This is a genomic window from Microvirga makkahensis (assembly GCF_009830105.1).
GTDB classification, from domain to species: domain Bacteria; phylum Pseudomonadota; class Alphaproteobacteria; order Rhizobiales; family Beijerinckiaceae; genus Microvirga; species Microvirga makkahensis.
Genome location: NZ_WURB01000069.1, coordinates 1 through 1,662 on the forward strand (window position 1 = coordinate 1; position 1,662 = coordinate 1,662).

Genomic DNA, 1,662 nt, shown 5'->3' on the forward strand with positions numbered 1-1,662 from the left:
GAAGAGGTCGCCGACGAGGCCGTAATCGGCGATCTGGAAGATCGGCGCCTCTTCGTCCTTGTTGATGGCCACGATCACCTTGGAATCCTTCATGCCCGCCAGGTGCTGGATCGCTCCGGAGATGCCCACCGCGATGTAGAGATCGGGCGCCACCACCTTGCCGGTCTGGCCCACCTGCCAGTCGTTGGGCGCATAGCCCGCATCCACCGCCGCGCGCGAGGCGCCCATCGCCGCGCCGAGCGTGTCGGCGATCGGCTCGATATAGGTCTTGAAGTTCTCCGCCGAGCCCAGCGAGCGCCCGCCCGAAATGATGATCCGGGCCGAGGTCAGTTCCGGACGGTCGGACTTGGCGATCTCCTCGCCCTTGAAGCTCGACACGCCCGGGTCCTCCGCCGCATTCACCGCCTCGATGGGAGCGGAGCCGCCCTCGCCCGCGGCCGGGAAGGCGGCGGTGCGCACCGTGATCACCTTCTTGGCATCGGTCGCCTGCACGGTCTGAATGGCGTTGCCCGCGTAGATCGGACGCTCGAAGGTGTCGGGCGACACCACCTTGGTGATGTCGGAGATCTGCATCACGTCGAGAAGCGCCGCCACCCGCGGCATGGTGTTCTTGCCGTTGGAGGTCGAGGGCGCCACCAGGGCGTCGTAGGAGGAGGCGAGCGACACGATCAGGGCCGCAGTCGGCTCGGCGAGCATGTGTTCGTAAGCGGGGCCATCCGCGAGCAGCACCTTCTCGACACCCTCGAGCTTCGCAGCGGCTTCCGCCGCGGCGCGGGCGTTGGAGCCGGCCACCAGCACGTGCACGGGCGCGCCCAGCGCCATGGCCGCGGAGAGGGCCTTGTGGGTGGCATCCTTCAGCTGAGCGTTGTCGTGCTCGGCAATCAGCAACGTGGTCATCGTTCTTGTTCTCCCTTAGAGCACGCCGGCTTCGGTCTTGAGCTTCGAGACCAGCTCGGCCACGGAGCCGACCTTCACGCCCGCCTTGCGGCCGCCGGGCTCTGCCGTTTTGAGCACTTTCAGGCGCGGGGACACGTCGACGCCGAGCGTCTCCGGGCTCGTCTCGTCGAGCGGCTTCTTCTTGGCCTTCATGATATTGGGCAGGGACGCATAGCGCGGCTCGTTGAGGCGCAGGTCCGTGGTGACGATGGCGGGCAGCCTCAATCCCACCGTCTGCAGGCCACCATCGACCTCGCGGGTCACGTCGACCGAACCCTCGCCCACATTGACCTTGAACGCGAACGTGCCCTGCGGCCAGCCGAGAAGGGCGGCGAGCATCTGGCCGGTTTGGTTGGAATCGTCGTCGATGGCCTGCTTGCCCATGATCACGAGATCGGGCTTCTCCTGCTCGATCACGCCCTTGAGGATCTTGGCCACGGCGAGCGGCTCGACGACCGCGTCGGTCTTGACCAGGATGCCGCGGTCGGCACCCATGGCGAGCGCCGTGCGGATGGTCTCCGCCGCTTGTTGCGGGCCGATGGAGACGGCGACGATCTCGGTGGCTTTGCCCTGCTCCTTGAGGCGCACGGCCTCCTCGACGGCAATCTCGTCAAAGGGGTTCATCGACATCTTCACGTTCGAAAGCTCAACGCCAGACCCGTCCGGCTTCACCCGGATCTTCACGTTGTAGTCAACAACCCGCTTCACGCACACAAGAAGCTTCAT

General features: G+C 66.1%; 2 protein-coding genes. Both read right to left on the reverse strand.

Annotated features, from left to right (window positions below; genetic code table 11):
- On the reverse strand, positions 1-897 hold an 897-nt coding region (locus GR328_RS26420), incomplete at its 3' end, for an electron transfer flavoprotein subunit alpha/FixB family protein (protein WP_160888616.1).
- A 15-nt stretch (positions 898-912) separates the two neighbouring features.
- The gene (locus GR328_RS26425) at positions 913-1,662 is read right to left on the reverse strand and encodes an electron transfer flavoprotein subunit beta/FixA family protein (protein ID WP_160888617.1); all 750 of its coding nucleotides are present in this window, start codon (positions 1,660-1,662) and stop codon (positions 913-915) included.

What these genes read in the sequence shown, in the direction of transcription:
- GR328_RS26425 (WP_160888617.1), bottom strand. Translation starts at nt 1,662, where the DNA reads ATGAAGCTTCTTGTGTGCGTGAAGCGGGTTGTTGACTACAACGTGAAG.